Source organism: Flavobacterium sp. JLP, from assembly GCF_015350755.1.
In the GTDB taxonomy this organism is placed as follows: domain Bacteria; phylum Bacteroidota; class Bacteroidia; order Flavobacteriales; family Flavobacteriaceae; genus Flavobacterium.
Window position 1 is genome coordinate 281,118 of the sequence record NZ_JADKPS010000001.1, and the last position, 25,924, is coordinate 307,041.

25 protein-coding genes and 1 pseudogene are annotated in these 25,924 nt (G+C 35.7%); 11 read left to right on the forward strand and 15 right to left on the reverse strand.

Translation table 11 applies throughout. The features are described from left to right. Positions 1-12 precede the first annotated feature (12 nt). A complete protein-coding gene (locus IRZ83_RS01280; protein ID WP_194566268.1) occupies positions 13-921 on the forward strand; it encodes an alpha/beta fold hydrolase in 909 nt (302 codons plus the stop codon). Positions 922-1,188: 267 nt separating this feature from the next. On the opposite strand, the gene IRZ83_RS01285 is transcribed toward IRZ83_RS01280, so the two are convergent. Genes IRZ83_RS01285 through IRZ83_RS01300 form a run of 4 tightly spaced genes read right to left on the reverse strand, consistent with a single transcriptional unit; the run spans position 1,189 to position 4,623 of the window. Then, positions 1,189-1,560, reverse strand: a complete 372-nt coding sequence (locus tag IRZ83_RS01285) for a carboxylesterase family protein (protein ID WP_194566269.1) — start codon at positions 1,558-1,560, stop codon at positions 1,189-1,191. 35 nt (positions 1,561-1,595) lie between these two features. Continuing rightward, complete coding sequence (locus IRZ83_RS01290) at positions 1,596-2,579, reverse strand: aldo/keto reductase (protein ID WP_194566270.1); 984 nt, start codon at positions 2,577-2,579, stop codon at positions 1,596-1,598. 21 nt (positions 2,580-2,600) lie between these two features. Next, on the reverse strand, positions 2,601-3,749 hold the full coding sequence (locus IRZ83_RS01295) for an aldo/keto reductase (RefSeq protein ID WP_194566271.1): 1,149 nt from the start codon (positions 3,747-3,749) through the stop codon (positions 2,601-2,603). 22 nt (positions 3,750-3,771) lie between these two features. Next, positions 3,772-4,623, reverse strand: coding sequence for an aldo/keto reductase (locus IRZ83_RS01300; RefSeq protein ID WP_194566273.1), 852 nt, complete (start codon positions 4,621-4,623; stop codon positions 3,772-3,774). A 164-nt stretch (positions 4,624-4,787) separates the two neighbouring features. Here IRZ83_RS01300 and IRZ83_RS01305 point away from each other — a divergent pair, with 164 nt between their 5' ends. Beyond that, positions 4,788-5,684 carry a helix-turn-helix domain-containing protein gene (locus IRZ83_RS01305; protein WP_194566274.1) on the forward strand — a complete coding sequence of 299 codons (897 nt, stop codon included), beginning with the start codon at positions 4,788-4,790 and terminating at the stop codon, positions 5,682-5,684. 91 nt (positions 5,685-5,775) lie between these two features. Here IRZ83_RS01305 and IRZ83_RS01310 read toward each other — a convergent pair whose 3' ends face one another. The 3 genes and pseudogenes from IRZ83_RS01310 to IRZ83_RS01320 all read right to left on the reverse strand — a co-directional run bounded on the left by IRZ83_RS01310 (position 5,776) and on the right by IRZ83_RS01320 (position 8,345). Next, positions 5,776-7,278: a family 43 glycosylhydrolase gene (locus IRZ83_RS01310; RefSeq protein WP_194566276.1), complete on the reverse strand. Its 1,503-nt coding sequence runs from the start codon at positions 7,276-7,278 to the stop codon at positions 5,776-5,778. A 91-nt stretch (positions 7,279-7,369) separates the two neighbouring features. Beyond that, a pseudogene (locus IRZ83_RS01315) lies at positions 7,370-7,534 on the reverse strand (thioredoxin-disulfide reductase); the annotation flags it as partial. 331 nt (positions 7,535-7,865) lie between these two features. Then, entirely contained in the window at positions 7,866-8,345 is a 480-nt protein-coding gene (locus IRZ83_RS01320; protein ID WP_194566277.1) for a YybH family protein, read from the reverse strand. 413 nt (positions 8,346-8,758) lie between these two features. Here IRZ83_RS01320 and IRZ83_RS01325 point away from each other — a divergent pair, with 413 nt between their 5' ends. After that, the gene (locus tag IRZ83_RS01325) at positions 8,759-9,046 is read left to right on the forward strand and encodes a hypothetical protein (RefSeq protein WP_194566278.1); all 288 of its coding nucleotides are present in this window, start codon (positions 8,759-8,761) and stop codon (positions 9,044-9,046) included. Positions 9,047-9,076: 30 nt separating this feature from the next. Here the strand turns inward: IRZ83_RS01325 and IRZ83_RS01330 are convergent, their stop codons facing one another. Continuing rightward, positions 9,077-9,775: a DUF1826 domain-containing protein gene (locus IRZ83_RS01330; RefSeq protein WP_194566279.1), complete on the reverse strand. Its 699-nt coding sequence runs from the start codon at positions 9,773-9,775 to the stop codon at positions 9,077-9,079. A 364-nt stretch (positions 9,776-10,139) separates the two neighbouring features. On the opposite strand from IRZ83_RS01330, the gene IRZ83_RS01335 reads away from it, so the two are divergent. The 7 genes from IRZ83_RS01335 to IRZ83_RS01365 are packed head-to-tail and all read left to right on the forward strand — an operon-like array spanning position 10,140 to position 15,521. Further along, on the forward strand, positions 10,140-11,267 hold the full coding sequence (locus tag IRZ83_RS01335; RefSeq protein WP_194566280.1) for an NAD(P)/FAD-dependent oxidoreductase: 1,128 nt from the start codon (positions 10,140-10,142) through the stop codon (positions 11,265-11,267). Further along, positions 11,268-11,981: a methyltransferase domain-containing protein gene (locus tag IRZ83_RS01340; RefSeq protein WP_194566281.1), complete on the forward strand. Its 714-nt coding sequence runs from the start codon at positions 11,268-11,270 to the stop codon at positions 11,979-11,981. Beyond that, positions 11,978-13,030 (forward strand): type III polyketide synthase, encoded by a 1,053-nt coding sequence (locus tag IRZ83_RS01345; protein ID WP_194566282.1) that lies wholly within the window; start codon positions 11,978-11,980, stop codon positions 13,028-13,030. The genes IRZ83_RS01340 and IRZ83_RS01345 overlap by 4 nt, the downstream gene beginning before the upstream one ends. Before the next feature lie 17 nt (positions 13,031-13,047). Continuing rightward, entirely contained in the window at positions 13,048-13,485 is a 438-nt protein-coding gene (locus IRZ83_RS01350; protein WP_194567327.1) for a 3-hydroxyacyl-ACP dehydratase FabZ family protein, read from the forward strand. Continuing rightward, a complete protein-coding gene (locus tag IRZ83_RS01355; protein WP_194566283.1) occupies positions 13,482-14,756 on the forward strand; it encodes a beta-ketoacyl-[acyl-carrier-protein] synthase family protein in 1,275 nt (424 codons plus the stop codon). The genes IRZ83_RS01350 and IRZ83_RS01355 overlap by 4 nt, the downstream gene beginning before the upstream one ends. Positions 14,757-14,763: 7 nt before the next feature. Further along, a complete protein-coding gene (locus IRZ83_RS01360; RefSeq protein ID WP_194566284.1) occupies positions 14,764-15,018 on the forward strand; it encodes an acyl carrier protein in 255 nt (84 codons plus the stop codon). After that, entirely contained in the window at positions 15,015-15,521 is a 507-nt protein-coding gene (locus IRZ83_RS01365; RefSeq protein ID WP_194566286.1) for a 4'-phosphopantetheinyl transferase superfamily protein, read from the forward strand. Before IRZ83_RS01360 ends, IRZ83_RS01365 begins: the two co-directional genes overlap by 4 nt. Positions 15,522-15,607: 86 nt before the next feature. On the opposite strand, the gene IRZ83_RS01370 is transcribed toward IRZ83_RS01365, so the two are convergent. From IRZ83_RS01370 to IRZ83_RS01400, 7 genes are all read right to left on the reverse strand, one after another. Continuing rightward, entirely contained in the window at positions 15,608-17,035 is a 1,428-nt protein-coding gene (locus tag IRZ83_RS01370; RefSeq protein WP_194566288.1) for a glycosyltransferase family 2 protein, read from the reverse strand. Positions 17,036-17,039: 4 nt separating this feature from the next. Continuing rightward, entirely contained in the window at positions 17,040-17,861 is an 822-nt protein-coding gene (locus IRZ83_RS01375) for a hypothetical protein (protein ID WP_194566290.1), read from the reverse strand. A 1-nt stretch (position 17,862) separates the two neighbouring features. Then, the gene (locus IRZ83_RS01380) at positions 17,863-19,077 is read right to left on the reverse strand and encodes a YaiO family outer membrane beta-barrel protein (protein WP_194566292.1); all 1,215 of its coding nucleotides are present in this window, start codon (positions 19,075-19,077) and stop codon (positions 17,863-17,865) included. Next, positions 19,074-19,442 (reverse strand): response regulator transcription factor, encoded by a 369-nt coding sequence (locus IRZ83_RS01385; RefSeq protein WP_194566294.1) that lies wholly within the window; start codon positions 19,440-19,442, stop codon positions 19,074-19,076. Before IRZ83_RS01385 ends, IRZ83_RS01380 begins: the two co-directional genes overlap by 4 nt. Positions 19,443-19,521: 79 nt before the next feature. Continuing rightward, positions 19,522-21,510: an ATP-binding protein gene (locus IRZ83_RS01390; RefSeq protein ID WP_194566296.1), complete on the reverse strand. Its 1,989-nt coding sequence runs from the start codon at positions 21,508-21,510 to the stop codon at positions 19,522-19,524. A 264-nt stretch (positions 21,511-21,774) separates the two neighbouring features. Then, a complete protein-coding gene (gene katG / locus IRZ83_RS01395; protein WP_194566298.1) occupies positions 21,775-24,048 on the reverse strand; it encodes a catalase/peroxidase HPI in 2,274 nt (757 codons plus the stop codon). A 213-nt stretch (positions 24,049-24,261) separates the two neighbouring features. Further along, on the reverse strand, positions 24,262-25,284 hold the full coding sequence (locus tag IRZ83_RS01400) for an LLM class flavin-dependent oxidoreductase (protein ID WP_194566301.1): 1,023 nt from the start codon (positions 25,282-25,284) through the stop codon (positions 24,262-24,264). Between the two features lie 326 nt (positions 25,285-25,610). Between IRZ83_RS01400 and IRZ83_RS01405 the strand changes: the two genes are divergently transcribed. Further along, complete coding sequence (locus tag IRZ83_RS01405; RefSeq protein WP_194566303.1) at positions 25,611-25,838, forward strand: hypothetical protein; 228 nt, start codon at positions 25,611-25,613, stop codon at positions 25,836-25,838. The last annotated feature ends 86 nt before the right edge of the window (positions 25,839-25,924 follow it).

Here is a 25,924-nt window from a genome sequence, read left to right on the forward strand (position 1 = left end):
AAAAAAGTCGAAATGAAAAAGTTATATCATACTCACTCAAAGCCATTGCTGAGCATATTTATTTTGTTGACTATAACATTCGGATACTCCCAAAAAAACGAATCAAACGGGACAAGAAAGCTGATACACGCAAACGGCATTCAAATCGAAACCTTTGTTTATGGCAATGGCCCAGTCGCTTTAATTATGGCTGCCGGTAACGGCAGGCCCGCAATCCAGCTAGATGAGCTGGCTCAGGCAATTGCATCAAAAGGAATCAAAGTTATTACCTACAATTACCGAACCTTAGGAGCCAGCACCGGAAAAATTGAGGGATTAACACTCCACGATTATGCAGATGATCTTTGGAAAGTGGCAGACGAACTCGGTCTAAAAGAAGTTTACCTAGCTGGAAAAACGTATGGAAATCGTGTGGTGAGAACCGCTTCACAAGATCACCCCGAACGTGTTTTGGGTATTGTTTTAATTGGTGCCGGTGGTGAAGTACAACCATCTGTAGAGACTATGGCGCTGTATCAACGCTATATGGATCCGTCAATTAGCAAAGAAGAATGGCTTAAATTACAAGGACAGCTTATGTATGCTCCAGGTAACGAGCATTTGGCATTGCTGGATCAAGCACAAGGCGAATTTCCAACCTTGGCCGGACAACAGGCTAAGTCTAGTGATGCCACACCAAAAGAACAGTGGTCTACGGGTGGTACTGCGCCAATGTTAGTTATAACTTGTTTATTAGATCGGGTTGCAGTGCCTGAAAGTGCCTTAAATATAGCCAAAGAGAGACCTAAAACCTGGTTAGTAGGATTGCCGTTATGCGGTCATAATATGCTGAACGAAAAAGGGAATGACATCAAACGTCTCATGGTAGAATTTATACTTAACACTCCCTCTGACGAGGTCAAATCAGCAAAGCAAGATTAATTATCAATATTCAAAGATGAAAAAACAGAATTAAATTACTGTCTTTACTGTTTACAGTAATAATTCCCTTGCTTTTTTTTTCCAATCAGGCAATGATGCAAATTGGATAAAATAGCCGAAAACAATAACGCTCAAATCAGATAAAGATATCGTTACTTCTTCTGGCAATGGAAAAAAGCAGATAGAATAAAGTGTGCTTAAAATATTAAAGCATTTAAATTCAAAACATAAACTATATTTTGATTAGAAATATCTAAGTAATTTATTTTAAGTTTGTAATTTCGATGTAGATGCACCATCAGAAGGTTTCCACACATTTAAAAACAAACAGTCTTCACTTGAGGTTTTTGACATGCCCGAACCTCTGGGCCAGCCGGCCTGCGGGCAGTCTGCACAGTCTTTAGCGGCATCTCTGATGCCTTCCCATGGCTTTACGGGCTGTGGAGGGCGCCAGCGATTAGCACCAACTGGCGGTGCCGCATAAGGAATACCTTTGAAAACCAAAACATCTCCCTCTGCCATACCACGAACAGTTCCTGAAGCCGTAGTGACATCTAAACTATTTTTTCTTGTCTGCTGCTGCGCCTGTAAGACTGTGACACTTATTAAAAAGAAAACCCCGATTGCTATTTTTTTCATTTCTAAATGTATTTGAAAGCAAGAATATTTAAAAATTATTTCCCAACTCTATCCTGCAATTGCTGTGGATAACGTGCACCAACAATTTCTATGTTTTTAAGTGCAAGATTTATATTGTTTAATTCTTCTTTGCTTAAATGAATTGCTGCTCCTCCAATATTTTCTTCCAATCGATGCAGTTTTGTAGTTCCCGGAATTGGCACAATCCAAGGTTTTTGAGATAATAACCAAGCCAAAGCAATCTGCGAAGGCGCTGCTTTTTTTTGTGCAGCAATTGATTTAACAAGCTCTACTAAGGTTTGATTGGCTTTTCTGTTTTCTTCTGAAAATCTTGGAACAATGTTTCTAAAATCAGACGATTCAAATTTTGTATCTTCATTTATCGCTCCTGTCAAAAAGCCTTTTCCAAGCGGACTGAAAGGCACAAAACCAATTCCTAATTCTTCTAAAACCGGAATAATTTCTTTTTCAGGTTCACGATAAAATAAGGAATATTCGCTCTGCAGCGCTGCAACCGGCTGTACAATGTGGGCTCTTCGAATGGTTTCTTCCCCTGCTTCTGAAAGTCCAAAGTGTTTTACCTTTCCTTCTTTAATCAATTGCTTTACAGTCTCGGCAACCTCTTCAATAGGCACATTTGGATCAACCCTGTGCTGGTAAAATAAATCAATATAATCTGTCTTCAACCTTTTAAGTGAAGCTTCGACAACTGCTTTTATTCTTGCGGGACTGCTGTCCAGACCTTTTGTTGAGTCGCCATCCTGAAAACCAAATTTGGTTGCAATGACCACTTTTTTACGAAATGGTTCTAAAGCTTCTCCCACAATTTCTTCGTTTATAAAAGGACCGTAGCATTCTGCTGTATCAAAAAAAGTAACACCATTTTCAAAAGCAGCCCTGATTAAAGCTATGGCTTCATTTTTTTCTGTTGCTTTTCCGTAACCAAAACTCAGTCCCATACAGCCTAGTCCAAGGGCAGATACTTCAAGTCCGTTGTTTCCTAATATTCTCTTTTCCATTATCTTTATCTTAAAATTAGATTATTTCTTTTTTTGGGGAGCTTCCACATCAGAGAAAGCTAGCACCCCGGCAGGTAATCGTTCGCCTGCAATTTTAATGGCATTTAAAGCCTTATTAAATTCCTGCCATTCGTTTGCAGTAAATTTTATTTGAGATGCTCCTGTGTTCTCCAGCATATGTGACATCTGGGTTGTTCCCGGAATTGGTACTATCCAAGGCTTTTGTGCCAGCAGCCATGCCAGTGAAATTTGAGCCGGTGCGGCTTTTTTCTCGACGCTCCATTTTTGAATTAATTCAACCAAAGCCATATTCGCAGGCAGGTTTTCAGGCGAAAACCTAGATTCAATACCGCGGATATCACCAGGTGCGAATCGTGTGTTACTGTCAATGGCTCCTGTGAGAAAACCAACGCCAAGAGGACTCCAAGGCACAAATCCGATTCCCAGTTCTTCGCATAATGGCAGAATTACTTTTTCAGGACCTCTCCATAACAGTGAATATTCATTTTGAATAGCAGTAACCGGATGAATTGCATGTGCGCGTCTTACAGTTTGATGACCCGGCTCGCAAAGTCCATAATGCAGTACTTTACCTTCCTTGATCAGATCTTGTATTACCCCGACCACATCCTCGATTGGAACCTGAGGGTCAACACGATGCTGATACAATAAATCAATTCTGTCTGTTCGCAGGCGTTTCAGCATTCCTTCCACCACTATTTTAATATGTTCAGGCTGGCTGTTTAAACCCGGTAAACGTTTTCCTGTCTCCTGATCAATGTTCCAGCCGAATTTTGTAGCAATTGTAATCTTATCACGAAAAGACTGAACCCCTTCGCCTAAAATTCTCTCCACTTCCAAAGGTCCGTAAGCTTCGGCAGCATCAAAAAAAGTGACGCCGTTATCATAAGCTGATCGGATAATGCGGTGCATTTCAGGTCTGGAAGGAATTGTGGTCTGGTAATTACGGCTCATATTCTGTACGCCTATACCAACGCTGGAAACTTCGAGTTTCCCCAGTTTTCGCTTTCCAGGAGCTGTTAGTGGAACCTGATTATCTTCTTCTAAAATGATATCCTCTCTTCCAGAATTCGCAAAAGAAGCAAAAGGAAGCAGTGCACTCCCTGCCAATGCCAAACCCGCCGTTTTTAATATTGATCTTCTATCCATTTTAAAATTTTTCTTTAGTTAGTTATCTTTTTAATGTTCGCTCACTCAGCCATTTTACCATGTTAGGATCTCTGTGATCAAAAAACAGGCTTGCGTTGGTATCTAAAGTTTTGATCGAAGCCATATCCTCAGCTGTTAATTCAAAATCAAAAATGTTGAAGTTTTCTGCCATTCTTTCTTTACGAACTGATTTCGGAATTGCCACTACTCCTCTTTGAGTCAGCCATTTCAGGATAACCTGCGCCGTAGATTTATTATACTTGGATGCAATTGCTGTGAGAAGTTCGTTTGTGAAGATGTCATTCTTCCCTTCTGCAAACGGCCCCCAGGATTCGATCTGAATATTATTGTCCTGAAGAAATTGCTGCGCTTCATTCTGCTGATGAAAAGGATGTGTTTCAATCTGGTTTACTGCCGGTGTAAAGCCGGTATTCGATACTAAGTCCATAACTCTGTCCGGATGAAAATTGGAAACACCAATAGCTTTTACCTTTCCTGCTTGGTATAATTCCTGCATGGCGCGCCACGATCCGTAGATATCGCCATATGGCTGATGGATAAGATATAGATCCAGATAATCCAATTGCAAAAGGTCTAATGATTTCTGAAAAGCTTTTAAGGTATTTTCATAACCTGCATCACTTACCCAGAGTTTTGTTGTAATAAAAAGTTCTTCCCTTGCAATGCCGCTTCGTTTAATTCCGTTTCCAACAGCTTGTTCATTCATATAAGACGCTGCAGTATCAATTAGTCTGTAACCTGTTTCGATAGCATCAACCACAGCCTGTTCACATTCTGCCTGATCCTGCATTTGAAAAACACCAAACCCTAATATGGGCATTTCAACTCCGTTGTTTAATTTTATAGTTTGCATTGTAACGCGATTTTATAATTCTATTATTACAAATTTCCGAACTAAAAACATGGGTTTTGGTATACGGATTACGGAATCTCCTACCAAGATTACTGATTCAGAGTGTGCTGCTGTTAAAACTGTACTTAAATAGTTAAATTTGTGTAACAAACAACGATGAAAACATGGGACAGGTATTTAACTTCGAGACTATTAATGAGTACAATGATTTTAATAATCATGAAACATTACATCCTTTAGTTAGTATAATTGATTTTAATAAAGCAAAACCAAGAACAGGTTCAAGGATGAACTTTGAATTGTACTGCATATTTTTGAAGGATGTAAAATGCGGGGATTTGAAATACGGCCGTAATTATTATGACTATCAGGAAGGAACTTTAGTTTTCGTATCGCCCGGCCAGACCATTGATGTAGAAAACAAGGTAGATTATTACCAGCCCGCAGGACATGGATTGGTTTTCCATCCGGATTTAATTCGCGGTACATCACTTGCTAAAAGTATTAGTGACTATAACTTTTTCAGCTACAATACAAGTGAAGCCTTGCACTTATCAGAAAAAGAAAAACAGCTTGTTTTTGACTGTTTTGCTAAAATAGAAACGGAATTAAAGCAGTCTGTTGACAAGCACAGCAAAAAGCTTATTGCCTCAAATATTGAGCTTTTTTTGAATTACTGCGAAAGATTCTATGACCGTCAGTTCATTACAAGAGATAATGAAAATAAAGGTATAGTTGAAAAATTTGAAGAACTCTTAAACAGTTATTTTTCATCAGATAAACCTAATATTATAGGACTGCCTTCTGTAGCGTATTATGCTGGCGAACTAAACTTATCTCCTAATTATTTTGGCGACCTTATTAAAAAAGAAACAGGGAAATCTGCCCAGGAATACATTCAGAATAAAATAATAGATACTGCTAAAAATAAGATATTCGATTCGACAAAAACCATTAATGAAGTCGCTTATGAATTAGGATTTAAATACCCGCAGCACTTTACTCGTTTTTTCAAACAGCATGTTGGAAGCACTCCTAATGAATATCGAATTATGAATTAAGTAAATAAAGAATTTATATAATTACAGTTTTTTAATTAAAAAAGGCAGTTCCCGATTAGGAACTGCCTTTTGTGTTTTATGACGTTACCAATTATAACGGCGTATAATTAAAATTTTTAAAAGTTACACTTCCTTCTCCAATTGAACAAAGCGCTATCCTTAAACCTAAAAAGCCGCTCAGTGCGTTATGGTTATAGGAAGAAACCTCAGCTGAATTCTCAATTTTAAGCCATTTCTTGCCATCAAGGCTGTAAAACATATCTACATTATTATTTATATTTTTTAATCGCAGGTATACATGTCTTTTATGTGCATTTTTCTCGGTTACAAACTGCCATCCTCGCAGGTTTGCCAATATATTTTCTTTATCAGCCAATATGCCTGAAAAATAACTATTGTTGTAAAAAAGAACTAAACCTCCTGTGGCATCACCTTCAATTTCCATTTCAACATCGGCAGTATAAGAATGACCCGATGGCACGGTGACCAAAGGAGAACTGTTTCCTACTCCGGTTCCTTTGCCTTTAATGACCAGACTTTTATTTATAACTTTAAAACGGGAATTATCAACCCCTTGAAAAAATTTCCACTGCGGTTTCAGTGCCGTTCCTAAAAAATCATCACTTTGCGAGAATCGTGCAACGGCTGTTCCATTTGGTTTAGCAATAGGTTTATCTGTCTCAATTGTATCAGGGATTTTGTACCATCCGTCTTTAGTCCATTCAACCGGCTGCAGCAGTGTTTGGCGTCCTAAATTGTAAAAGCCTTTTTCGTAGGCATGCATAATCATCCACCACTTGCCGTTATGATCTTCAAAAATGGTGCTGTGCCCTTTTGACCACCAGCGCTCATCACTGCTTTGAGTTCTAACTACCGGATTGTATGGAGAATTTTCCCAAGGTCCAAAAGGGGTTTTAGAACGTGCTGAAATTACCATATGACTGGTAGCAGGACCTGCAGTACCGCCTTCTGCAACAGTTAAATAATAGTATTCTCCTCTCTTAAATAGTTTTGGGCCTTCCATACAGAAACACTCAATAGACCATTCTCTCGGTATTGCCCAGCCGTCATAAGTATGTTTTACTTCTCGGATAGTCTTTAGTCCGTCCTTGGATAAACCAATATAATCACCATTACTGAAATATAAGTATCTGTTTCCGTTGTCATCTGTAACGTGGCCTGGGTCAATATTGCCAATTTTCAGGTCTACAGGATCACTCCAAGGGCCGGCTATATTGTCTGCGCTGACAACAAAATTTGTTTTGTTGGCTGGAAAATAGATATAGTATTTATTATTGTATTTTATTAAATCTGGCGCCCAGACATCACCTACATATTTCTGTAGTGCATTAGCGAGAGGCTCCCAATTAATTAAATCCTGCGAATGCCATATGGTAAGTCCGGGATAATAATCAAAAGAAGAATGTACAATGTAATAATCCTTGCCTTCCCGCAGTAAACTCGGGTCAGGATAGTCGCCTCCAAAGATTGGATTCTGATACGTTGATTTGCCTGCTGTTGGTTCCGGTTGGTTTTGCGCAGCTGTTTTACCTGCATAAAATAGCACCAGCAATACTAATATTGATTTTTTCATTTGGATTAATAATATTTGAAAAACAAATATACATAACTTATAGTCTTTTTTACCATTAGATGAAAAACGATAAATATTGATTTTCATCTTACTAATCTTTAGAAGCCAAATAACATTCTGCATCAAGCGCGACCATACAGCATGTTCCAGCAGCAGTAATTGCCTGGCGGTATAGGTGATCTGCAGCATCTCCAGCTACAAAAACATCTTCAACATTAGTTCTTGACATTCTTGGAATATTGATGATATAACTGGTTCCGAGAAGCCTATTAGAGAGGAGTAGCGATTTCGCTTCCCAGACCGGAAACAGAATATACAGAATAAAAAAATAATCATTATTATCATTCGTTTTTCTGTTTATTAAATTCATATGCTCAAAATGAGATTAATCAATTATTATTCAATCTCCCATTGTATTAAGCAGAAATACGATCTACTCCTCAAAAGCCGAAAAATAGCTATCACAAAAAAAATTCAGTGATCATAGAAAAACAGGGGCAAATGATAAAGTTATCGATGCCCAGAACGAAAAAGTTTCACTTTACTACCTGTAAAAACAGTATTGACAATTTATCTTGCTCTATCTATTAATCAATTCCGTCATTAAGCTTTGCATTTTGTCCGGCTAAAATAAGCCATTTGCCATCTTTTTTTGTCAGAATGATTGTTCTGCGAAATTCAAACGTTTTTCCAGGAAAACGTGTATCGCCTGAAAGACCAGTACGAATGTGGGAAATGGCTACATCAGGTTTTACAAAAATTATGTCTTCTACAGCACGAGTATAATAATGTGACGATTTGAAATAGCTTGTATGAACAATTTCATAATGATTCTGAATATCCTCTTTGCCAATATAATATGCGCCAAACCAATTGACCCAAGTTGCATTATTATCGTAATTATCTGCAAGTCCTTTAGGATCATGTCTATTCCAAGCGTTTTCATAATTTGTTACAAGTTGTTTTATAGCATCTTTGTCATTTGCTGTGTCAACTTGAGCAACAACACTTTGTAGCGTTAATATAAAAAATAAAGTCATTGAAGGAATTGTGAAAATCTTGTTCATAATTAAGCTAATTAAAGGTTATTTAAAATCTCGCAATGTTAGTCTATGAGAAACCTAATTTGAGATGTCTCAAATTTAACAAAAAAAGCTGTGAAGCCGATACCTTTTCGCTATAAAAAGCTAAGCCACAGCTGGAAACGCTGAAAAACCTGATCGCGCAGATTTATAATCCGTGCCCGCAAAGTTCATCTTAATGGTTTAAAAAAAGAGAAAATCTAGTTACGCATATCCGAGCAGTTGTTGTCAAGACTGTTGTTGCGAAGTCAGAAGAAATTAAGAGCTTTCCAAAAGAACTCTGCAGTAGCAGGAAATCAATTAGCAATATTAAAGAAATCAAATTCTTATAATAATTAAAAGCTTCCACAAAATCTAATTGAAGTCTGTTTTCGTATATATAAGCAAAAGCTGTTGTCATGGAAACATTCCCAACCTTTCTTATAAAAATCCTGCAAATGCTTGCCGACAGATACGGCATGAGTTGTACTTTAGAAGAACTGACAAGTCTTTTAACTCCTGTTTTTAATATGTATACACCGGTAAAAGACAGTATATCTAATGAAAAGAAAAAACAAGCAAGAGTATTAGATGCTTTAATGCTTTTGAATAATGAAGGATATATCTTTTTAAATTCAAATTCTGATGAAAGTACAATAAGTATAAAAGGTTTGATTTTAGTAAACAATAGGGCCATTTGCAATTAAAATTAACTTCATTTACAAAGCAAATTTTCCTCAACAAATAAGCAACAACCGATATTCTCCGTCATTTTCTCTTGGTGCTCTATGAATACAGGGCTGCACTTCTTGTTTTGGATGATCTACTGCCAGTCGCCAAAGATGTCCTAATCCTAAATTAACAGGTACCGCATCTTGATGTGCCTTATAGTGCAAATCAAAATAATTTTCCTTTAAAAAGTTTTCGAATTCTTCCTCTGGTCCGTCATGCAGTTCTTTTAGCTTTGTTCGAATTTCTGGAATCCGAATTTTTTGCTCTGCCTGCGAATTAGAAATAATATCACTTGCCGCTCCGTGATAGGTACATAAAAAAGTATCTGTTGCAATGGGCGAACGATCAACATGAAAAGAATATACATCAGTCGATATAACATCAAATTCTTCGTCACGTTCATAACACTTCAGTAAATTAAGAGAAGGCGAAGCTCCAAAATCAGTTAGTAATTGCAAATCATTTAAAATTATTTCTCTTGCTATATTCCCCTCTTCTGATAGTTGGAGTGCGGTTAGATCTTCAGGATAAACTTCTGTTATGTTTTCTTTTAAATGTAATTGGGCAACAATCTCACTAAAATCGCCATCTAAATTTCTGTACCAGCATAGTGCATTCATTTCTCCTTTAAAATCGGTATGTAAAAGCTCAGAGAAAGTAGATACTATTCCAATTTGGCTGTTTTCAGAAAATGTGTTGTTCATAGTATAAAATTAGAAGCTAGTAACTTCATAGTACAAAATTATGTAATACCATCCAGCTGCAGCATTTTTATAGCCATAAACTTTTAAAGCTGTTATTTTTTTTACTTGAAAACACAACACTATACTCCAACAATAATTGATTTTGAATAATTAAAGACATTAGTACAGCAACTTTAAAAATTAAATAATCTACAAAACATTTTTTTGAACAAAAAAAGAAAATCTTAAAAGGTAAACCTTGAGACTTTTTTAGTAACCCTGTTTCTAATCTGAATAATAAATCTTTCAATATTATTTTAATACCCGATAAATTTAGTTTGCTTATTATAATCTATATGTAAGATTTAATACTTAAATTGGTAATATGGAAACAAAGATAGATGTACTGATTATTGGTGGCGGGCTTGCTGGATTAACAGCTGCAATTCATCTGTCTCAAAAAAATCTAAAAGTAACATTGATCGAAAAATCCACTTACCCTCGACATAAAGTTTGTGGTGAATATATTTCGAATGAAATTCTACCCTATCTCAAATGGCTTGGCGCCGATGTTGCAGCACTAAATCCTACCAATATCTCTAAATTTGAATTTACTACAAACAGTGGAAAAACTGCAAAAGCAAAATTACCGCTGGGAGGATTTGGCATCAGCAGATATGCGCTTGATGATTTTTTATATCAAAAGGCATTGGCTAACAACTGCACCGTAATTAAAGAAAATGTTATTGATGTTTCTTTTGCCGATAATTTATTCACAGTTACAACATCAGATCAAATTTTAACCGCTAAAATAGTTTTGGGTGCCTATGGAAAACGTTCGAATGTCGATCAGGTCATAAAGCGAAATTTCTTCAATAAAAAATCTCCTTGGCTAGCGGTAAAAGCACATTATTCTGGTAATTTAGATAATAATCTAGTGGCGCTTCACAACTTTAAAGGCGGTTACTGTGGCGTTTCTAACGTAGAGAACAACATCATAAACATTTGCTATCTGGCAGATTATGCGACTTTTAAGCGATATAAAAATATTGAGGAATATCAGCAAAATGTACTTTACAAAAACAAACATCTTAAATCTGTTTTTGAAAACAGCACGCTTCTTTTTGATAAACCGCTAACAATTAGCCAGATCTCTTTTGATAAAAAACAAGCGGTAGAAAACCATATTATCATGATTGGCGATACTGCGGGTCTTATCCATCCGCTTTGCGGCAACGGAATGGCGATGGCAATTCACAGCGCAAAAATAGCATCAGAATTAATTTTAGAATATTATTCAGATGAAAAAATGTCTAGAGAAACATTAGAAAAAAAGTACTCCAAAGAATGGAAAAAACATTTTGGAAAAAGAATCTTTATGGGAAGGATTCTAGCACGGATCTTAACCAATAAAACCATTACCAATATATTCGTTGCGACAACAGCATCTATTCCAGGAATACTGTCTCGAATAATTAAACTAACGCATGGTAAACCTATAGCAATCAATTAAATGGCAATAAATACTCAATATAGAACAGAGGAAAGTGAAATAATGGATGATTTCTCTCTTCAGGGAGAAGAACTAAGAGATGCGCTCGATCAGATTGCACGCATCAATCAGTTGCTCGGAGGCAATAAAATTACGCTGCATGGAATAAAAAAATTATTAAAAAAATCTCATAAAGCTAAGACAATTACAATAGCAGACATAGGATGCGGCAACGGAGATATGTTACGAATGCTGTCTGAATTCGGCCAAAAAAACAATCTCAATTTTAAACTTATTGGTATAGATGCTAATGATTTTACGATAAATTATGCGACGAAATTATCAACAGCATATCCCAATATCGAATATCAGTGCGTAGATATTTTTAGTGAAGATTTTAAAACTATGAAATTTGATATTATTTTATGTACGCTGACCCTGCACCATTTTACGAATGAGCAAATATTAAATATAATTACTATCTTTAGGAATAATGCAGAAACTGGCATCATAATAAATGATCTGCATCGAAGCAAACTGGCCTATCGGCTTTTTGAATTGATCTGTATTATTTTTAATCTGAATAGAATGTCGCGTGAAGATGGACTAGTATCTATCTTGAGAGGATTTAAGAAAAACGAACTCGAAGAATTCTCTAAAAAACTAAATTTAAAAAACTATACCATAAGCTGGAAATGGGCTTTTCGCTACCAGTGGATAATTACAAACAAATGAGTGTAAAAATAGTAACAGTTGCCAAGCAGCTACCACAATATTCCCGCGAAACAGCCGATATACTTCCAATGCTGGAAGTATGGCTGGAAGGGCAAGATGATCGTTTTATAAAAAAAGTCAAAAAGATATTTGAAGGCGCGGCTGTAGACAAACGGTATTCTATAATGGATCCCGCAGAAGTTTTTACTGCCACATCATTTGAAGAAAAAAATGATATTTATTCTCGCGAAGTTATTATTCTGGGTGAACAGGTGCTAAAAAAAGCACTCGAAAAAGCAAATTGGGAGCCGCAGACGCTGGATTACATTATCACAGTTAGCTGTACCGGAATTATGATTCCTTCTTTAGATGCTTATCTTATCAATAAAATGAACCTGAGACAAGATATTGTTCGGCTTCCGGTAACGGAAATGGGTTGTGCTGCTGGAATTTCGGGTATTATTTATGCGAAAAACTTTCTGAAGGCAAATCCTGGGAAACGAGCTGCAGTAATTGCAGTCGAATCTCCAACGGCGACATTTCAGCTTGATGATTTTTCGATGCCAAATATTGTAAGTGCGGCTATTTTTGGAGATGGATCTGCCTGTTGTTTGTTATCTTCTTACGAAGAGGATAAAGGTCCGGAAATAGTAAATGAAGAAATGTATCATTTTTACGAAGCCGAGCATATGATGGGTTTTAAACTTACAAATACAGGACTTCAAATGGTCTTAGACATCGAAGTTCCAGATACTATTGCCTCTCATTTTGGAGACATTATTCGCCCTTTTCTTCAAAAAAACAATTTACAAATCAAAGATATAGATCACATGATATTTCATCCAGGCGGAAAAAAGATTGTTACTACTGTTGAAGCACTTTTTTCTGGTTTAGGAAAGAATATTGAAGATACAAAAGAAGTCTTAAAACAATACGGAAATATGTCGAGTGCAACAGTACTATACGTTTTAGAGCGAATTATGGATGCAAATCCAAAAGAAGGTGAAAAAGGATTGATGCTCAGTTTCGGACCTGGATTTTCAGCACAAAGAGTTTTATTGCAATGGTAATTTTTAGAAGATAAATGATGAAACTGACCGATATTACAGCACAGTTACCGTACAGCAAACCTTTTTTATTTGTAGATGCGCTGCTTCACGTTGATGAAAATAGTGTGAGCGGTACTTATACTTTTAATGAAGATCTTGATTTTTATAAAGGTCATTTTAAAGATAATCCGGTAACTCCAGGCGTTATTTTAACAGAAACAATGGCACAAATTGGAATGGTCTGTCTTGGTATTTATTTATTAGGTGATGCCTTTAATAAAGATACTGTAATTGCTTTTACTTCAGCGGATATGCAGTTTTTAAAACCCGTTTATCCTAATGAAAAAGTAACGGTAACTTCTCAAAAATCATTTTTCAGGTTTGGAAAATTAAAGTGTGATGTTATTATGAAAAACGAAGCCGGACAAGAAGTTTGTAAAGGCATTTTGGCTGGCATGATTACGAATAAATTATGAGCAAGCGAGTTGTTATAACAGGTTTAGGCGTTGCTGCTCCAAACGGAGTTGGAATTGAAGCGTTTAGTCATTCTATAAAAAACGGAATATCAGGAATTCGGCATGATGCACAGCTGCAGGAATTGCAGTTTTCTTGTCAGATAACAGGTCAGCCTCAAATATCTGAAGAAATTAAAGCACAATATTTTACAGAACTTGAACTGCGCGGATTCAATAGCACAGGTATTTTGTACGGTGTTATTGCAGGAATGGAAGCCTGGAACAATGCTGGATTATCAATAGAAATTAATGACGAACCCGATTGGGACAACGGCGCTATTTTTGGAGCTGGTACTTCTGGAATAGATAAATTCCGAGAAAGCATTTATAAAATTGACGAATTACAAGTAAGAAGATTAGGCAGTACTGTTGTAGCACAAACTATGAATAGCGGTATCAGTGCTTATCTTGGCGGAAAATTGGGACTTGGAAATCAGGTTACTACAAATTCGTCTGCCTGCGCCACAGGAACAGAAGCAATACTAATGGCCTACGATCGCATACAGGCCGGAAAGGCAAAAAGAATTTTAGCAGGAAGTACCAGCGATAGCGGTCCTTACATTTGGGCAGGATTTGATGCGCTTCGTGTCTGCAGTTCAAAATATAATGATAATCCCGAAGCAGGTTCACGGCCTATGAGTGCAACAGCTGCTGGTTTTGTACCAGGAAGCGGCGCCGGAGCATTAGTTATAGAAGATTTAGAAAGTGCCTTAGAACGAGGCGCAACCATTTATGCAGAAATATTAGGAGGTGATGTAAACTCGGGAGGTCAGCGCGGCAATGGAAGCATGACTGCTCCTAACAGCACTGCTGTTCAACGCTGTATTACAAATGCAATTCATAATTCAGGTATTTCGCCAGATGCTGTTGATGCCATAAACGGACATCTTACTGCAACCACAAAGGACAGTCTTGAAATTGAAAATTGGACAAAAGCTTTAGGCCGAAAAGGAACTGAATTTCCATATATTAATTCTTTAAAAAGCATGACAGGTCACTGTTTGAGCGCGGCAGGAAGTATTGAAAGCATCGCAACTGTTTTACAGCTTTATGAAGGTTTTATATTTGGAAACACAAATTGTGACGATCTTCATCCTGATATTACGGCGCTTATCGATTCTTCAAAAGTATCTTTAAAAACAATAAACAGTAATCCTGCTATAATTGCTAAAGCCAGTTTTGGCTTTGGTGACGTAAATGCTTGTATAATCTTTAAAAAATTTGAAAAATAATCCTATTATGAACAAAGAAGAACTTATCGCTAAATTAAAATTAATCATCAAGCCATATACTACAAATACAGAAGCATATGACAACCTTACTGAAGATACTGATTTTATTAATGATTTGAGTATCAACTCGGCTAATCTGGTAGATATTGTACTTGATATCGAAGAAGCTTTTGATGTTGTAGTTGACAATACAGATATGGAACGAATGCTTGACGTTAAGACCGCTGTAGAAATCATCGAAACCAAATTGGCACAAAAATGATTGGTAATGACGTGATAGATATTAAGCAGTCACGCGAAGAAAGTAATTGGCAGCGAGAAGGTTTTATAGAAAAAATATATACTCGTGAAGAACAATTGCTTATTTCTAACGCATCTAATCCTGAATTTATGGTTTGGATTCTTTGGAGCATGAAAGAAGCTGCTTATAAAATTTATAATCGTCAGACAAAAGTTAGAGAATATATTCCTAAAAAACTGATTTGTTTTATTGAACTGCACAACAAAAATTTTATAATTGGGAAAGTTAGTTGCAACGAAAACATATACTATACAAAAACAACGCTCTCAAAAGATGAAATTCATACGGTAGCGGTCAGCAACTTAGAGGATTTAAAAAAGGTAATCGAAATTGAAAAAAAATCTATTTTAAAAGACAACGACAATATTCCATATTTAGATACTTCGTTACAAAATACAATTGGGGATGTTTCTGTAAGTCATCACGGAAGGTTTGAAAAAGTAGTAACAATTATGGCATTTTAATTTTAAAATATACTTTTAAAAGCCGGATTGATTTCTTTAACAATTGGAAATTAACCTTTAAAAAAGCAATATAATATCTATTAATATTATTTGCTAAAACCTTTGCGTGTCATCTCACCCCAGCTATTAGTGCCCTTAATTTTTTCTTTATAACCAATTAAAGCAGCATAAACTGAAATAGGATGAAAATAAAATGGCTCTATAAAAGCCGCTAAAAGCAATTTAAAGAAATCCGTTTGTTTTGGGTATTTGTGGTACGTTCGTTCTTCACTATATAAAGCAATTACCGAAAACATTACAGCAAAAAAGTAAACAAAAAGTACAAGTAACAAAAAAAAATGCCAATTAAGCAATCCAAATATAATAAATAGGAAAGTTAGTAAAAGGCCTGTAAATTCTATGGCAGGCGCCAGAAATTCAAATAATGCCCAATACGGTATACTAAGCATTCCCAACATTTTATACTTTGGATTTAAGAACATTTTTTTGTGAAAAATCAATGTTTCAATTGTTCCTCTCATCCATCGGCTTCGCTGTTTTTTAAATATTTTAAAATCTTCAGGTGCTTCTGTCCAACACAATGGGTCAGGTATGTAGGAAACAGAATAAGGGATTTTATTCTCTAACATATACCGACGCATTCTTACTACCAGTTCCATGTCTTCACCTACAGTTTTTGTATTATACCCTCCTGAAAGCAATGCTATTTCTTTATCGAATGCTCCAAATGCTCCGCTGATCAGCAATAGACCATCTAGCCTTCCCCATGCCATCCTGCCGAGTAGAAATGCCCTTAAATATTCTAAAACCTGTATTCTTGGCAACATAAGATCGGGAATGTTTACCTCAACCAAACGACCATTTTTAATAACGCATTGGTTTGCAATCCTTACAACACCGCCAGTAGCAATAATGCGTTTTCCATGAGATTCAAGAAAAGGTTTTGCGAGTTTAAGAAGTGCGTCCTTATCAAGAATACAATCAACATCGATGCATACAACGTAAGGATTGTGCGCAATATTTAATCCTACATTAAGAGCATCTGCCTTACCTCCATTTTCCTTGTCAACTACAATTAATTTTTTATATGCAGCATTTCTAGAAGTATAAATACCCTTAATTTTTTTTGTTTCAATTTGATGATGAAAGTTAAGGTCAGTAAGCAACAGGTCGTAGGTTTTAATAAGTATTTCCATGGAATCGTCTTTACTGCCGTCATTTACAACAATTACCTGGTAGTTATTATAATTTAGTGAAAGTAGGGATTTTATATTCTCTTCAATAGTAAAACTTTCATTATAAGCAGGCGCAATTAAAGAAAGTCCGGGTGCAAATTCACTTGTAAGCAATACATCATAATCTACAAAACTATTTTTTTTAAGATATTCTCTTAGTTCTCTAACAGAGAGATGAGCCAATAGTAGGTAAGAAGACATAATCAGGATGGCATACCCAAGAATGAGGATCATAAAAATATGAGAGAATATTGTTAGTTCATTATTTAAAAAAGTCATTTGCTTAAGCTCTTAAAGTTTGCAATACATGTTGGGCTTCATATTTTAAAACTGCATTTGGCGTTGTATCAGCCAAATGAGCTACAAATGGCATTTTTTGTGTCAGCTTCAGTTCTCTAATAAGTTTTAGCCCCAGAGTAACTACTGTTGTATTTTGTGATTCGAGTAAAAACTCAACGCCTTCAGTATCTCCTATGTCATGTTTTTTAAAAGCATTTATAATATTAACCTGAGTCCAGTCATCAATAGGGTAAGAATGCTCTGTGAGATGAACAATACCTTTTACTCCGGCAAGTTTAATACACGCGTTTAAAGCCGTTATTTTTAAAGTTTTGTTTTGTGCTTTAGAAATTGTAATAATGCTGTCAAAAACTTTAGTAATATTCATTTCTGCAAGCTCAGTAATTCCTTTGCATTTTATTTCCCATTTAGAGCTTCTGAGTTTTTTGAAAGAATCTTTTATTAGTCCTGATTTTTTATAGAATTGTTCAAGTCTCTTTGCATAAATGCCTTCGTAGTTTTTGTGCAGATTGATAATCGACTTGGTCATTACCTGTCTAAATAAAGTATTATTAATGAGTCTTTTAAAATCTATATCTTCTTTCGTTTCTGCTATTGTAGTTTCCTGAAAAATAAGAGCGAATATTATTTTTTCAGTAATGATCTCATATTCAATGGTTCGTCTTTCTTTTTTTATATTCCTGCTTCGGCTGGTAATAATCAACAGGTAAAGTATAAAACACACTGCTATAAAAACTCCTATCGACACAATTAGGAAAGATTTCACCCATACACCACTTTTATAAAACTCCCAGACCTCTTTCATATCAAAAACGTTTAGTAATAATAAGCTGTGCACTAAACCTGTTTCTGTATTCATCAGGCAAATATTCTTCATACTCATAAAGAAAAACAGGACGTACAAAAAATGAACCGCCAAAACGATGCTGATACTGTATTCCTACTCTGTATGCCTTTAAAGGAGTAACAAAATTATTGTAGAGATAAAGGTATGGCACATTACCATATTGAAATTCCAGCCTTATTAAACTCTCTTTTTCTTCATTACTAGTCTGTACACTTAAAACATGAGAAAATAATTCGTTTGATGTATCATAAAAAGGTCTATAAGCTAATGTATAACTACCTGCACGATATCCAAGCTGTCCTGTAAGCAATGTTACATCGTCTGTTTCGAAATGCATATATTTAAATCCCAGAGAATAATCAAATCTTTTGCGAGGAGCAAAAAAATATTCTGCACCAGCTTTTGCGACAGGAAATATGGTTTGACCGGTTGAAACGCCTCCATTTACATACAAGTAATTTCTTTTTGAAAAGGTCTGATAATAATCTGCTTCAAAAAGCATTTGCGTATCATTATTGGCATAACCTAGATTTGCTCTTCCTACAAGTGCCGATTTGGTAAATTTATGAGAATACTCAACATAGCCATAATGAAGCGGCGATTGTCCGGGATTTGAAGTAGAAACATTTAAATACGAAAAGGCCATTGCATTTTTTGCCTTTCGACCAATAAGTGTTCGAAGACCTGTAATCGCCTGAGTGCTATTTTCAGTAACAGATACTTTGTCTACAATTGCCAATGCTTCTTTATCGCGACCCAGCTTTTCAAGACATTTTGCCTTCGTTATTATAACATCTGTTGAATTGGGTTCAATTACTAAATACTGGTCACAATATAAAATACATTTATCAAACTGCTCTGACCAAAAATAGGTGTTAATAATTGCCAATAAAGCATCAGGGTTTGGATTTGTTCTATCTGTTAAAGGGGTCAGTATATCTATTGATTTCTTGTATTCTTTTTTCCAGCTGTATACCCGGCCTGCAAAAATTTTTATCTCTTCATTTTCAGGAAATCCAATAAGCAGAGGCTGAATAAGTGATAACGCTTTGTCGTAGTTGCCTATCTCAGCTTCATGTCTGGCCTCGGAAATTCTAGTATCTAAATTAATTTCCTGTCCCAAACAAGTCTGGGAAATAAATAACAGTAAAAGTAAGTAGTATATAAACTTCATGAAGGGCGTATATTTAGCAGTTTGTTAATTCTTATTAAAAGAACAGCGGGACTGACTGGTTTAGCTATGAATTCATTTGCTCCAATATCAAATGAATCCAATTCAGTCTGTTCTATTCCTGAAGAGGTAAAAATAATTATCGGAATATCAGAACCCATTGTTTGTCTTACATATTGTGTAATTTCCATCCCGCTTATTCCGGGCATATTGATATCTGTCAGGATTAGATCATAATTGTTTTTTTCAATAGCATCTAATGCCTCTTTACCATCCGAAAACTGATCAACGGTAAATCCTTTAGACTCTAAAAAAAAAGATAATGATTTACGCAGGATATCATTATCTTCTGACAAAATTATTCTCATAGGTTAGATATTTAATTGAAAATAACTCAATTTTATAAAATTAAGTACATAAGTAAAGCTAGCGCATATTTATCTTTTATCATAGTTCATTCAAAATTTTAACTATTTCAGCAATTTGATAATCGAGTGTTTTGATTTCACTTTGAGTTCTAGAAGTAAGTATTCCTCTTTTTGCTTCATCTTCAATAATAGATAAAAAATTAGAAAGATCTTCTAATAGAAACATATCTAAACTTGATTTCATGTTATGCGCTAATTTCTCTAACTTCTCTAAGTCATTATCATTAAATGCTTCTTCTAGCTTTGTTACTTCACTTGGAATTTTTGCTATAAAAAGATCAATCATCTCTTTCTTAAAGTTTAGATTACCACACGAAATTTCGTCTAAATATGATAAATCTATACTTCGTTCGTGTAGCTGTTTATTATTTTTAGTTATTGCGGTTTTTATAGCTTTTAAAAGTGCCGGCTGTTTAAAAGGTTTTGGAACATAACCGTCCATCCCTACAGAAAAACAATGTTCTTGTTCTCCTACAAGAGAGTGTGCTGTCATGGCAATAATAGGAATACTTAGTTTCATTTCGTTTCTAATATACTCAGCAGTTTGATAACCGTCCATTACAGGCATCTGAAGATCCATTAATATTAAGTCGTATGCATTTTTTGATAAATAGTTTATCCCTATTTCACCATTTTCAGCAACGTCTAATTCAAATCCGAAGCTGTCCATAACACTTTTAATAAGCTTCTGATTTAATATGTTGTCTTCACAAAGAAGTATTTTAAGTTTACCTAAATTTTCTACCGGTGTTTTCTCTGCTAGGGTTTCAGCATAATTTACTTTTCTGTAATTAAATACAAAGAAAAATTCTGAACCCCTTTCCTTTTGGCTTTTTACATGAATTTCGGCACCGTGCAATTCTACAAGCTGTTTTACAATGCTAAGGCCAAGTCCTGTACCGCCAAATCTTCGTGTAGTACTTTCTTCGGCTTGTGTAAATCGCTCAAAAATAGTTTTAAGCTTATTTGATGGTATTCCTATACCTGTATCCTTAACTGAAAATCTTAGTGAATATTGATCTTCTGTCTCGCCAACTTTTTTGACTGAAATTGTCACTTCACCTTCTTCAGTAAATTTAAGCGCATTGCCGGTTAGGTTAACCAATATTTGATTTAATCTTCCTTGATCACCAATAACAATTTCAGGCATATCGGCATCCAGAAAAAGATTAAATTCTACATTTTCAAGAGCCTTAACTTTTAAAAGATCATAAATATGTTTAAGTGTTTTTTTTAAATTGAATGGCTGATCTTCAATAGTCAAATTACCAGATTCTATTTTTGAGAGATCTAGAATATCATTCACGATCAAGAGTAAATTTTCTCCCGCTACTTGTACACTGTCCATATAATCACGCTGAATTCTATCAAGTTTTGTCTGTGCAAGAAGATCTGTAAACCCAATTATAGCATTTAACGGCGTCCTGATCTCGTGACTCATATTGGCTAAAAAACTATCTTTTGCCAAAACTGCACGATCAGCAATTTTTTTCTGAGTATTAAGTTCTATATTTTTTGTTCTTAATTCCAATTGATTTATAACGTGCTTTGCAACAATCGAAAGTGCATTTCTCTGATTTTTATCTAGTTTTTTACTTACATGATCTGCGGCACATATAGTTCCTATGTTATAACCATCAGGTGTTGTAAGAGGTACACCAGCATAGAATCTTACTTTAAAACCACCTTTAACATTGGGATCATCTTTTAACGTTTCATGTACGTGAGTATCTTCAATTTCAAGCATTTCCGATTCCATTATAGTATAACGGCAAAAAGAAATTTCTCTCGGCACTTCAGATACACCCACTCCAATTTCAGATTTAAACCACTGTCTGCTTTCATCTATAAATGATATATGAGCGATAGGTACACTACATATGTACGAAACTAGCCTTGTTGCGTCATCAAAAGCATCCTCAGGAAGCGTATCTAATATATTGTAGCGCTTTAGCGCTGCGAGTCGTTTTGTTTCGTTGGCTGGTATTGGATTGTCTAGACTGCTCATTTTTTCAAAGTATATCTATAAATGTAAGAAAATGCATTAACTAAATTAAATATATTAGCATTTTTTTATAATTGCATTTTGTTTGTTTTTCGAGCTATGGGATCAAAATTAAAATAGTATAGGAAAAAATATCAAACCATTATTTTGAAGATATTTTAAAAATTGATCTCCAAAATACCTATTAAAAAGAACAACCTCCAAAACTATTTTTTCTGGAGGTTGTTTTCAATTATTTGAAATGTTTTATTAACTATATAGAAATTATTAAACTAAATCAAATCTATCCAAATTCATTACTTTATTCCATACAGCAACGAAATCATTTATAAATTTCTCTCTTGCATCAGCACTTGCATAAACTTCTGCGATCGCTCTTAGTTCTGAATTAGAACCAAAAACAAGATCGGCACGCGTTCCTATCCATTTAGGCTGTCCAGTGTTACGATCGTTTCCTGTATATAATTCTTTATCATTAGAGACAGCCTGCCACTGCGTATTCATGTCAAGAAGATTTATAAAGAAATCATTGGTCAACTGGCCTGGTCGATGCGTAAATACACCATTTTTTGTATGATCAGCATTAATATCTAATACGCGCAATCCACCTAAAAGAACAGTTAATTCTGGTGCAGTAAGAGTTAGTAAATTTGCTTTATCAATAAGAAGTTCTTCTGTAGAAACTGTTGATTTTGTTTTTCTGTAATTACGGAAACCATCTGCTTTAGGTTCTAAATAACCAAATGACTCAACATCAGTCTGCTCAGCTGATGCATCCATACGGCCTGGAGAAAATGGTACTTTTACTGAAAATCCTGTTTCCTTAATTGCATTTTCTACTCCAACAACTCCTCCTAAAACAATTAAATCTGCCAATGAAACTTTTTTGTTTTGTGACTGTGATGCATTAAACTCTGATTGAATGCTTTCAAATTTGTCTAAAACTTGTTTAAGATCTGAAGGATTATTTACCTCCCAGTCTTTTTGTGGTGCCAATCTTATACGTGCACCATTAGCGCCACCACGCTTATCCGATCCTCTAAAAGTAGAAGCAGATGCCCATGCTGTTGCAACTAATTGTGATATTTTTAATCCAGAATTTTGTATTTTTTCTTTTAATTGGTTCGTATCGTTTTCATCTATTAACTCATGATTTACTTCTGGAATTGGATCTTGCCATAACAACTCTTCCTGCGGAACATCTGGTCCTAGATAACGTTCACGAGGTCCCATATCACGGTGTGTTAGTTTAAACCATGCACGTGCAAAAGCATCCGCAAATTCATCAGGATTTTCAAGGAAACGACGCGATATTTTTTCGTAAACAGGATCTAATCTTAATGACAAATCCGTGGTAAGCATTGTTGGCAGGTGTTTTTTTGAACTATCAAAAGCATCTGGAATAATTGCTTCGGCATTTTTAGCTACCCATTGATGTGCACCAGCTGGACTTTTAGAAAGTTCCCATTCAAATCCAAATAAGTTTTCGAAAAAATTATTGCTCCATTGCGTTGGAGTTTTTGTCCATGTAACTTCAAGTCCGCTTGTAATAGCATCAGTTCCCTTTCCTGAACCAAAACTATTTTTCCAGCCAAATCCCTGCAGTTCTAAACCAGCTGCTTCAGGTTCTTTATCTACGTGATCAGAAGAAGCTGCACCGTGAGTTTTTCCAAATGTGTGACCACCAGCAATTAATGCTACTGTTTCTTCATCGTTCATTGCCATGCGGCTAAACGTATCTCTTATATCTTTAGCTGCTGCAATAGGATCAGGATTTCCATCAGGCCCTTCAGGATTCACATATATAAGTCCCATTTGTACAGCTGCTAGAGGTTTTTCTAAATTTCTGCTATGAATATTTCCGTCAGCATCATCATCTGATGATACTACTCCATGATTTTTAGGAACACCTTCAGATCCATCATCATAACGTACATCTCCACCAAGCCATTCCGTTTCTGAACCCCAATAAACTGATTCATCCGGTTCCCAAACATCAGCCCTTCCTCCTGCAAAACCAAATGTTTTGAAACCCATAGATTCGAGAGCTACATTCCCTGTCAATATCATCAAATCAGCCCAAGAAATTTTTTGACCGTATTTTTGTTTTATTGGCCACAGTAATCTTCTGGCTTTATCAAGACTCACATTATCAGGCCAGCTGTTTAAAGGAGCAAAACGTTGCTGCCCTGCACCTGCACCACCACGACCATCATACACTCTATATGTTCCCGCACTATGCCAAGCCATTCGAATAAACAGACCTCCATAATGACCAAAATCTGCAGGCCACCACTCTTGCGAATCAGTCATTAGTTCGTGCAGATCTTTTTTTACTGCGTCAAGATCAAGACTTTTAAAAGCTTCTGCATAATTAAAATTCTCTTTTAAGGGATTTGATAGTGCTGAATTCTGTCGTAAGATATTTACCTTTAGCTGTTTTGGCCACCAGTCACGATTTTTTGTACCTGTTGCGGCTTCATTGTTCATACTGCCGTTATGAAAAGGGCACTTGCTGATGTCATTTGATTGATTATCCATAATTCCAAATTTAATTTTGATACTAATTTACAAAGTAATTAAAGAGAAAGTGATTAGTATTGATAATAAATAATTTTTAATTGATAGATAAAATCTATCAATTCACTTGATTAAGCTTTAGAATAGAACGATAACATTAATTCTATAGAATTTAAATTGAAGGAAAAAAGCCTCCTTATTAAAAGGAGGCTTCATTTTATTTATTTTAAAAAATTATCGCCAACCCAGTGCTGGTGCAATATGTTCTAATATAGACGACAGTATATGTACATTGTAGTCAACACCTAATGTGTTGGGTATTGTAAGCAGTACTGTATCTGCTTCTTGAATAGCTTCATCCTGAGCCAACTCTTCAATGAGTTTATCTGGTTCAGCTGCATAACTCTTCCCAAAAATTGCCCGTTTATCAGTTTCTATATTACCAAAACTATCAGAACCTTTACCTTGATTTCCAAAATAATATCTGTCCTGATCATTGACCAATGCAAAAATGGAACGGCTTACTGAAACACGTGGTTCGCGCTCATGTCCTGCTTTTCTCCAAGCTTCTTTATACAATCGAATCTGTTCTGCTTGCTGAATATGAAAAGGTTCACCATTTTCATCATACTTCAAGGTAGAACTTTGCAGGTACATGCCGTTTTCGGCAGCCCAAATAGCGGTCGCATTAGACGCTGCTCCCCACCAGATTCGCTCTCGCAATCCTTCGGAATGAGGCTCAAGTCTTAATAAACCCGGCGGATTTGGGAACATGGGGTACGGATTTGGCTCTGCAAAACCTTCACCCTTAAGCCTCTCTAAAAATTCTAAAGCTTTTTGGCGTCCCATATCTGCATCTGTTTCACCTTCCTTAGGTTTATAACCGAAAGAACGCCAGCCGTCAATGACCTGTTCCGGTGATCCTCTGCTGATTCCTAATTGCAAACGTCCGCCTGAAATTAAATCTGCGGCGCTGGCATCTTCCACCATATATAGTGGATTTTCATATCGCATATCGATTACACCTGTACCAATCTCTATTTTGCTCGTTTTAGCACCAATAGCCGAAAGTAGCGGAAAGGGTGATGCCAGCTGTCGTGCAAAATGATGGACTCTAAAATAAGCACCATCTAAACCAATTTCCTCTGCAGCCACAGCCAAATCGATGGACTGCAACAGAGTATCGCTTGCTGTACGAGCGACATAGGAAGGATGATCAGCCCAATGTCCAAACGATAAAAATCCTATTTTCTTCATAGATAGTTTTAATAGATATATAAAATTGCAATTATTAATTATTCACTTAACAAATGCAAACAAGAATTTATTAAAGATATAAAAAACTTAATTAACATTCCTCATCTTAATGTTAAATGCATTTGTGAGTTTACCAAAATCATATGATATTATCCCCTAGAAAAAGTTAAGTTTTCATTGCTTCAGCCTGATTAGCTCTTTGCATTATTACCATGATATTTGAAAGTCCTCGAGTGTAAATTTGATAAAGGAATTTCTTTTTCTTATAAAATAAATTCATGTTATAAAGTTAATTTTATTTCTATAAACAATTAAAAATTAGCATAATGGAAAATTTACACAATTATACGAGCGAAGAACTTCAAAAATGCCCATACCACAGCCAGATGAACACAGCTGCAAACAATGGTAAATCTCGAGAGGATGCCAATACAGGAGACTGGAATGAAGAGCGAGAAGATGAGGCAGGTACAGATCCTGATCGTAACGAACAAGGCGGCAATGACAACTCTGGAGGCTCTGGAAGCAGCGGAAGCGCAGCTACAAACAGCTAGACAGCTGATAAGGCTAATAAGATGATTGGTATTATTTTAAGACATTAAAAAAGAAACAGGCTTAAGTGAGCCTGTTTCTTTTTAGT